Source organism: Actinomadura sp. KC06 (assembly GCF_004348735.1).
Taxonomy (GTDB): Bacteria; Actinomycetota; Actinomycetes; order Streptosporangiales; family Streptosporangiaceae; genus Spirillospora.
This window is the reverse complement of record NZ_SMKT01000118.1, coordinates 18506-27188: the sequence shown is the minus strand read 5'-3', so window position 1 is coordinate 27188 and position 8683 is coordinate 18506. Positions and strand designations below refer to the sequence as shown.

Annotated in this window: 8 protein-coding genes; 4 read left to right on the top strand and 4 right to left on the bottom strand. The window is 72.7% G+C overall.

What is annotated here, in order from left to right; genetic code table 11:
- Positions 1-223: 223 nt before the first annotated feature.
- On the top strand, positions 224-1249 hold the full coding sequence (locus tag E1287_RS30170; protein WP_131968658.1) for a LacI family DNA-binding transcriptional regulator: 1026 nt from the start codon (positions 224-226) through the stop codon (positions 1247-1249).
- A gap of 14 nt (positions 1250-1263) precedes the next feature.
- Here E1287_RS30170 and E1287_RS30165 read toward each other — a convergent pair whose 3' ends face one another.
- The 4 genes from E1287_RS30165 to E1287_RS30150 form a co-directional block, all read right to left on the bottom strand.
- Positions 1264-2082 (bottom strand): sugar phosphate isomerase/epimerase family protein, encoded by an 819-nt coding sequence (locus tag E1287_RS30165; protein ID WP_207934549.1) that lies wholly within the window; start codon positions 2080-2082, stop codon positions 1264-1266.
- Positions 2079-3254 carry a dihydrodipicolinate synthase family protein gene (locus E1287_RS30160; protein WP_131968657.1) on the bottom strand — a complete coding sequence of 392 codons (1176 nt, stop codon included), beginning with the start codon at positions 3252-3254 and terminating at the stop codon, positions 2079-2081. Before E1287_RS30160 ends, E1287_RS30165 begins: the two co-directional genes overlap by 4 nt.
- On the bottom strand, positions 3251-4411 hold the full coding sequence (locus E1287_RS30155) for a Gfo/Idh/MocA family oxidoreductase (protein WP_131968656.1): 1161 nt from the start codon (positions 4409-4411) through the stop codon (positions 3251-3253). The genes E1287_RS30160 and E1287_RS30155 overlap by 4 nt, the downstream gene beginning before the upstream one ends.
- A gap of 69 nt (positions 4412-4480) precedes the next feature.
- A complete protein-coding gene (locus E1287_RS30150; RefSeq protein ID WP_243719536.1) occupies positions 4481-5500 on the bottom strand; it encodes an amidohydrolase family protein in 1020 nt (339 codons plus the stop codon).
- A gap of 53 nt (positions 5501-5553) precedes the next feature.
- Between E1287_RS30150 and E1287_RS30145 the strand changes: the two genes are divergently transcribed.
- From E1287_RS30145 to E1287_RS30135, 3 genes are read left to right on the top strand one after another with little or no spacing between them, the layout of a single operon-like run.
- On the top strand, positions 5554-6324 hold the full coding sequence (locus tag E1287_RS30145) for an SDR family oxidoreductase (RefSeq protein WP_165969244.1): 771 nt from the start codon (positions 5554-5556) through the stop codon (positions 6322-6324).
- On the top strand, positions 6321-7895 hold the full coding sequence (locus tag E1287_RS30140) for a CoA-transferase (RefSeq protein ID WP_131968653.1): 1575 nt from the start codon (positions 6321-6323) through the stop codon (positions 7893-7895). Before E1287_RS30145 ends, E1287_RS30140 begins: the two co-directional genes overlap by 4 nt.
- Positions 7892-8665: an enoyl-CoA hydratase-related protein gene (locus E1287_RS30135; RefSeq protein WP_131968652.1), complete on the top strand. Its 774-nt coding sequence runs from the start codon at positions 7892-7894 to the stop codon at positions 8663-8665. The genes E1287_RS30140 and E1287_RS30135 overlap by 4 nt, the downstream gene beginning before the upstream one ends.
- Positions 8666-8683: the final 18 nt, after the last annotated feature.

Here is an 8683-nt window from a genome sequence, read left to right as displayed (position 1 = left end):
GGCGGGGACGGCGGAGGAGGGCGGAGCTCGCCATGGCAGACCCCTAACGGTAAGCGCTTTCAGTTTCAGGCGCTGGCAATGTAGGCAGGTGTTGAGACTCACGTCAAGGGGCAGAGTTGTAAGCGCTTACGGATTCCGCCACGATGTGGCGGACCGGTCCTCGTGTGGGGGACGAGCGCTCCCACACCCCGGCACGGCCCGTACCCGGGAGGAAACGACACCCATGGCCGACCGCAACCTGGTCCGACTGCAGGACGTCGCCGCGCACGCGGGCGTCTCGATCGCGACGGCGTCGCGGATGCTGAGCGATCCGAACTACGGCGGCCGGGCCGGGCTCCGCGAGCGGGTGCTCGCCTCCGCGGCCGAACTCGGCTACCGGGTGAACCCGCACGCCCGCGCGCTCGCCACCTCGTCCTCGACCAGCGTCGGGCTCGTCGTCCACGACGTCCGCGACAGCTACTTCGCGCTGCTCAGCGGCGGGGTCATGACGGTGGCCGAGCGCGAGGACCTGCTGGTCAACATGGTGTGCACGTACCGCGACCCGGCCCGCGAGCTGGAGTACGTCAAGCGGCTCATCGACCAGCGGGTCAGGGCGCTCGTCCTCGCGGGCAGCGCGTTCCGCGACACCGCCCACAACGCCGCCATGCGCGCCGAGCTGCAGGACTACCAGGAGTCCGGCGGGTCGGTCGTCTCGGTGACGCGCGGACGCGACATCGGGCACCTCGTCCAGATCGACAACGCCGGAGGTATGCGCGCGCTGGCAGGCGCGCTCGTGGAGCTCGGGCACACGTCGTTCGGCGTCGTCGCCGGGCCGCTGCGGCTGCTCACCGTCCGCGACCGCCTGCAAGGGCTGAAGCAGGGCCTCAAGGACCACGGCATCGTCCTGCACCGCGACGACATCGTCTACACCGACCTGTCGCGGGAGGGCGGGCTGACCGGCGCGCAGACGCTGATGAGCCGCCGGAACCCGCCGCGCTGCCTGATGGCCGTCGCCGACGTCATGGCGCTCGGCGCGCTGTCGTGGCTGCGCTCGAACGGGATCTCCGTCCCGGACGAGGTGTCGGTGACCGGGTTCGGCGGCCTGCCCGCCGCGCTCGACGCCGTGCCGCCGCTGACCACGGTGGAGATCCCGCTGGAGCGGGTCGGCGAGACGGCGATGGACCTCGCGCTGCGTCCTCCGTCCCCCCGCCACGTCGTGGAGATCGACGGGAGGCTCGCGCTGCGCGAGAGCGCCGCCCCGCCCCGGTAGGGCGGGCCGGACGCTCAGGGCAGGACGTGGCGCGGGAAGCCCGCGACGACGGCGGCGAGGACGTCGTCGGGGTCCGCCGCCCACACCCTCTCGTTGAAGATCTCCACCTCGATCGGGCCCGTGAACCCGGCGGCGCCGACGGCGCGGGTGATCGACGGGAGGTCGATCGCGCCGTCGCCCGGGAGCCCGCGCCCGAACGTCGGGTGCGGCTGCGGCACCAGCCAGTCGCACACCTGGTAGCCGATGATCCGCCCGCCCGCGCGGGCCAGGGACGCGCCGAGGCCGGGATCCCACCACACGTTGTAGGTGTCAACGGCGAGCCCGACGTGCGCGGGCTCGAACTCCTCGACGATGTCGAGCGCCTGGTCGAGCGTCACCGTGACCGACCGCTCCGCGCACATCATCGGATGCAGCGGCTCGACCGCCAGCCGGACGCCCGCCGACGCCGCGAACGGCACCAGCTCGGCGATCCCCTCAACGACGGCCGCACGGGACCGCTCCAGGTCCAGATCGTCGCGGACGCCGCCGCTGACCAGGTAGAGGACGTCCCCGCCGATCGCCGCCGTCAGCTCCACGGCGCGGCGGTTGGCGTCGTGGTCGAGCCCGCCCCCGTCGGGGTTCTTGCCGGTGAAGAACCCGGCGCGGCACATGCTGGACACCCGCACGCCGTGGTCGCGCAGCAGCGCCGCCGCCCGCTCCGCGCCGTACTCCTCGACGGGCCCGACCCACGCGCCGAGCCAGCCGATCCCGTGCCGGGCGAGCCCGCGCACGGTCTCCTCGAAGGACCATCCCTTCACCGTGATCTGGTTGATGGCGAGCCGTTCGATGCTCACGCCGTGCTCCTTCCGTCGATCCCGGCGGTCGCCAGCACGGCGAGCATGCGGCCGGCCGCGAGTTCGGCGTCCTCGATGAGGCCCGCCTGGTCGGCGAGCCGGAACAGCCGGGCGAGATGGTTCGGCGACCGGGCGCCCTGGTGCCCGCCGAGCATGACGAAGTGCGGCTGGAGACCGCGCAGGTAGGCGAGGAACACGACGCCGGTCTTGTAGTGGTACGTCGGCGCCTCGAAGATCGCCCTCGACAGCGGCACGGTCGGGGCCAGGACGCGGTCGAAGCCGTCCGCGTCGCCCTCGTCCAGGAGGGCGAGGGCCTCGGCGGCCAGCGGCGCGATCGCGTCGAAGATCCCGAGCAGCGCGTCGCTGTGGCCCTGGTCGTCGCCCCTGATGAGCTCGGGGTAGTTGAAGTCGTCCCCGGTGAACATCGCCGTCCCGGCGGGGAGGCGGCGGCGCAGCGCGACCTCGCGTTCGGCGTCCAGCAGCGAGATCTTGACGCCGTCGACCGAACCCGCGTTCTCCGACATCAGCCGGACGACGGTGTCCGCGGCGGCATCGAGATCGTGGGCGCCCCAGTAGCCCGCGAGCCGCGGGTCGAACATGTCGCCGAGCCAGTGCAGGATCGCCGGTCGCGACAGCGAGCCGAGCACCTTCCCGTAGACGGACAGGTAGTCGTCGGCCGAGCGCGCCGTCCGGCACAGCGCCCGGCTGGCCATCAGCACGACCCGGCCGCCCGCGTCCTCGATCCACCGGCACTGGCGCAGGTAGGAGCGCTCGATCTCCTCAAGGGCGACGGGCCGGTCGTCGGGGAGGTCGTCGGTGCCGGCGCCGCACGCGATGGCCGCGCCGCGTCCCGCCGCCTCCCGGCACGAGCGCTCGATCAGCTCCCGGACGAGCCCGTGCGGCAGCCCCATCCCGCGCTGCGCGGTGTCCATGGCCTCGGCGACGCCGAGTCCGAGGTCCCACAGGTGGTGCCGGAAGCTCAGCGTCGCGTCCCAGTCGACGGCCGGGTCGAGCACCGGGTCGACGGTGGCCAGCGGGTCGGCCACGACGTGCGCGGCCGCGTACGCGCGGCGGGTCCGCGGCGCGCCCCGGCGGGCCGGGAGCGGACGCGGCGCGCCGCGCAGCGTGTACTTCTCCAGCCGGGTGCCGGAGGGCAGCAGGAGCGAGGTCACGCCGGCTCGACCGCCAGCCCGGGCACGTCGACCCAGCGCCGCTCGCGCGACGACCGCAGCGCCAGCTCGGCGAGCTGGACGCCCTTGGCTCCTTCGAGGAGGTCCCAGCCGAACGGCGCGTCCTCGACCACGTGCCGCAGGAACATCTCCCACTGGACGCGGAACGCGTTCTCGAACTCCTCGTTGTCGGGCACCTCCTGCCAGCCCGCGCGGAAGTCGATCGGGTTCGGGACGTCGGGGTTCCACACCGGCATCGGCGTGTTCGCGCGCGACTGCGTCCGGCACTCGCGGAGCCCGGCGATCGCGCTGCCGTGCGTGCCGTCGAGCTGCCATTCGCCGATCTCGTCGCGGTAGGGGCGGGTGGCCCAGGACGTGGTGAACTGCGCGGTGACGCCGTTCTCCAGCTCGAACAGGCCGTAGGCGGCGTCCTCGGCCGTGGAGTCGTAGGGCCTGCCGCCCTCGTCCCAGCGCTTCGGGATGTGGATCGCGCTGTGGCACAGCACCGACCTGATCGGCGAGACGACGTTGTCGATCAGGTAGCGCCAGTGCGGGTACATGTCGAGGACGAGGCCGCCGCCGTCCTCGCTGCGGTAGTTCCAGGACGGACGGTTGAGGTGCTGCCAGTCGCCCTCGAACACCCAGTAGCCGAAGTTCAACCGGAAGCTCAGCATCGTGCCGAAGAAGCCGCCGTCCACGAGCCTCTTCAGCTTGCGGATGCCGGGCAGGAACAGCTTGTCCTGGACGACGCCGTGCTTCACCCCGGCCGCGTCGGCGAGCCGGGCGAGGTCGAGGGCCTCGTCGAGCGAGACGGCCGTGGGCTTCTCGCAGAAGATGTGCTTGCCCGCCGCGATGGCCTTGCGGACCGCCTCCGCCCGCAGGTTCGTCGTCTGCGCGTCGAAGTAGATCGCGTCGTCGTCGTTGGCGAGGGCCTCGTCGAGGCTGGTCGTCCAGCGCTCGACGCCGTAGCGGCGGGCGAGGTCCTCCAGCTTGGCGGGGTTGCGCCCGACGAGGATCGGGTCGACGACCAGCCGGCGGCCGTCCTTGAGGACGAGCCCGCCCTGGTCCCGGATCGCCACGATCGACCGGTCGAGGTGCTGGCGCGTCCCCATTCGGCCCGTGACGCCGTTCATGATGATGCCGATCCGCACCTGATCCATGTGAACCTCCCTGATTGCTGTAAGCGCTTTCTATTTCATGCGATTCGGCACTGTCAAGGCCGGTCCGGCTCAGAGGCCGAGGAGGCCGGCGGCGGTCCGGCCGAGCACGTCGGCGCGCTCCACCCTGGTCAGGCCGGGTGCCGCCGCCGCCCCCGCGACGGCCTCGGGATCGCCGGTGGGGAAGGGGTAGTCGCTGCCGAGCAGCACGTGGTCGCTCCCGGCGAAGCCGACGAGCCAGGACAGCGACGTCGCCGAATGGGTGAGCGAGTCGTAGTAGAGCCGCCGCAGGGCCGTGCTCGGCGGGACGCGGTCATCGGACCAGTCGGCCCGGAGCCGGGCGATCGCGTCGAGCCTCCCGGCCTGGTAGGGGAGGAACCCGCCGCCGTGGACGACGCACAGCCGCAGGCCGGGGAACCGATCGAAGACCCCCGCGAGGATCATCGCCGCGACGGCCGCTGTCGACTGCGCCGGGTTGTCCACGATGTCCCCAAGCCGATCGACGCCGTGCAGCCCCGCCGGGGACGTCGCCCGCCAGGGATGGAGCAAAACCAGCGCGCCCGTGTCGGATGCGGCCTTCCAGAGCGGATCCCAGCGCTCGTCGTCCAGATGGGGGCCCGGCCCGCCCGCCGCGAGCTCGCCGCCCGCGAACCCGGGCCGGGCCGCCGCGCGCCTCAGCCGGTCCGCCGCCGAAACGGGGTCGTGCCGGTCGAGCAGGGACAGCGCGATCAGCCGGTCGGGCCGCAGCGCCACGACCGCCGCCATGGCGTCGTCCAGGGCGTGCAGGAAGCCGGTCGCGGTGCCGGGGTCGAGCTCGTCCGGGCTCAGCTCCAGCCACGGCGAGACGACCTGGACGTCCACGCCCGTCCGGTCCATCTCCGCGATCCGTGACCGCACGTCAGTGAGGCCATCGGCGATGGGGGCGGTGACCCGCGCACCGAACCGGATGCGCCGTTCACCGGTCAGGACGGGCGAGCCCGGGGCGCCGCCGCCCCGCTCCAGGTCAGCGAGCAACGCGGCCGGCACGGCATGCGCGTGGACGTCCACGACGCGTCCGCCGGCCGGCGCCGGGTGAGGGCTTGAAGTGGTCATCACGCTGTGAGATGGTAACGAAAAATTGAAAGCGCTTACAGGAGACGATGAGCATGCCGGATCGGAACGAGTCGGGCCCGCTGCACGGCCGGGTGGTGGCGGTCACCGGCGGCGGCCGGGGCCTTGGACGGTCGATCGCGCTCGCCGCCGCGGCCGCCGGCGCCGACGTCGCGATCGCCTACCGGGAGAGCGAGGCAGGCGCGAAGGCCGTCGCCGACGAGGCCCGTTCCCTCGGCGCCGAGGCGGACGTCCACCGCTGCGACGTCACCGACCGCGACCAGGTGTTCGGGTTCGTCGCGGCCGCCGAGCGGCGGTTCGGCCGGATCGACGGCCTGGTCAACAACGCGGGCATCATGCCCGAGACGCCGTTCCTGGAGACGACCCCGCGGGAGTGGGACCGCGTCATCGCCACCGACCTGACCGCCGCGTTCCACGCCAGCCAGGCGGTGCTGCCGGGGATGCTGGAGCGCGGGTCGGGCAGCATCGTGAACGTCGCGTCCCGCCTGGGCCAGGTCGGCTGGCCGGGCGTCGCGCACTACGCCAGCGCCAAGGCCGGGCTGATCGCGCTCGCCAAGTCGATCTCCCGCGAGTTCGGGCAGCGCGGCGTGCGCGCGAACAGCGTGGCGCCCGGCGTCACCAACACCGACATGGGCCGGACCGTCATGGCGGGCGAGGTCGGCCGCAAGCGCATGGCCGAGCTGCCGCTGGGCCGGTTCGGCGAGCCAGGCGAGGTCGCCGACTGCGTGATCTTCCTGCTGTCGGACGCGTCCGCGCTGCTCATCGGCCAGACCCTCAACCCGAACAGCGGGGGGCTGATGCCATGACCCCGGCCATCGGGACCGTCGACGGCGCGCTCGCGCTCGTCCGCGACGGCGACGCCGTCTGGGTCGGCGGCTCGGGCGCCGGGCACGGCGTGCCGCAGGCGTTCATCGACGCGCTGGCGGCGCGGTTCCGCGACACCGGCCACCCGCGCGACCTGACCACCGTCCGCGTCGTCGGCATCGGCGACTTCGCCGACACAGGTTTCTCGCAGCTGGGACTGCCCGGCCTCGCACGCCGGACGATCGGCAGCAACATCGGCAACGAGCCGAGGCTCGGCGCACTGGTGGCGGACGGCGCGCTGGAGGCGTACTCACTGCCGCAGGGCGTGCTGTCGGCTTTGTGCCGCGACATGGCCGCCGGTCGTCCCGGCCACATCACGCACGTCGGCCTCGGCACCTACGCCGACCCGCGGCAGACGGGAGGCAAGCAGAACGCGCGCACCACCGAAGACCTGGTCGAAGTGGTCGAGCTGGCCGGACGCGAATGGCTGCTCTACCGCGCGCTGCCCATCGACGTCGCCGTCCTGCGGGCCACCACCGCGGACGAGGACGGCAACCTCACGTTCGAGCACGAGCCGATCCTCGGCGACTCGCTCGCGCTGGCGATGGCCGCGCACAACAACGGCGGCAGGGTCGTCGTCCAGGTCGAACGGCTGGCGGCGCGGGGCTCGCTGCGCCCGGCGGACGTCCGCGTCCCCGGCGCCCTGGTCGATTTCGTCTACGTGGACGCCGCGCAGCGCCAGACCTACGCGACCGCGTACTCCCCGTACTACTCCGGCGAGCTGCGAGCCCCGTCCGCCGGAGTCGCGGCCTCGCCGCTGGACGTCCGGAAGGTGATCGCGCGGCGGTCGCTCATGGAGTTCCGCCGCGGCGACATCTGCAACCTCGGCTTCGGCATCTCGCAGCAGATCGGCTCCGTCGCCGCCGAGGAGGGCATCGCGGACGCGCTGACCCTCACAGTCGAGCAGGGCATCTTCGGCGGGGTCCCGGCCTTCGGCGGCGACGGCGGCGCGGGCCACGGCTACCAGGCGCGCCTTGAGCAGCCCTCGATGTTCGACTTCTACGACGGTGGCGGGCTCGACATCGCCAGCCTGTCGTTCGCGCAGGTAGACCGCGCCGGAAACGTGAACGTCCACGCGTTCGACGACCGTCCGCGCGGGCCCGGCGGTTTCATCAACATCAGCACCCGGACGAGGCGCCTCTGCTTCGTCGGCACGTTCACAGCCGGAGGCCTCCGCGTCACCGTCGAGGACGGGACGCTCACGATCCTGAGCGAGGGCCGCCACCGCAAGTTCGTGGACGCGGTCACCGAGATCAGCTTCAACGGACGCCTGGCAGCAGAAAAGGGCCAGGAAGTCAGATACATAACCGAACGCGCCGTCTTCGAGCTGACCCCCGGCGGGCTCGCGCTGATCGAGGTCGCCCCCGGCATCGACGTGGAGAAGGACGTCCTGGCCCACATGGACATCGAGCCCGCCGTCCCCGCCGCCCCCGCCCTCATGGACCCGCGCCTCTTCGCCGCCGCCCCGATGGGCCTGGCGGCCGACCTCACCACGCAAGGGGCTGCGAGATGACCGAACTCGTACACCTGATCTCGGGGGCGTGCACGGAGATCGTCCTGGACAACCCGCCGATGAACGTCGTGTCGCGCGAGCTGACACGCCAGCTGCGCGCTGCGCTCCATGCGGTCGCACGCGACCCGCAGGTCAGGGCGGTCATCGTGCACGGCGCCGGAGGCAGGGCCTTCTGCGCCGGCTCCGACATCGCTGAGTTCCGCGACCTGCACGGCCGGGTCGCCGAGGACAAGCTGCTCCTGGAGCGGCTCGTCTACCGTCAGCTCGCGCGGCTCCCGGTCCCGACCGTCGCCGCGATCGAGGGCCACGCCCTCGGCGGCGGCCTAGAACTGGCGCTGTGCTGCGACTTCCGGATCGCGACCCGCCGCTCCAAGCTCGGCATGCCCGAGCTGAAGCTCGGCGTGACCCCGGGCAGCGGCGGCACGCAGCGCCTCCCGCGGGTGATCGGCCTCGCGCGCGCCAAGGAGATGATCCTGCTAGGCGAGCCGATCGACGCCGCTGAGGCGCTCGCGATCGGCCTGGTCACCCGCGTAGTGGACGACGGCCAGGCGGTGGACGCCGCACGCGGCATGGCCGAGACCCTCGCCTCGCGCGGCCCCGTCGCGATGCGGGTCGCGAAGAAGCTGCTCGACCTGTCGGCGGAGACCCCTCTGGAGGACGGCCTAGCCCACGAACTCGACGGCTCGGAGACCGTGTTCGCGACCGACGACGCCCTGGAAGGCGCGGCGGCCTTCCTCGCCAAACGCCCGGCCCGTTTCACCGGCCGATGACGACACGACAGGAGCAGA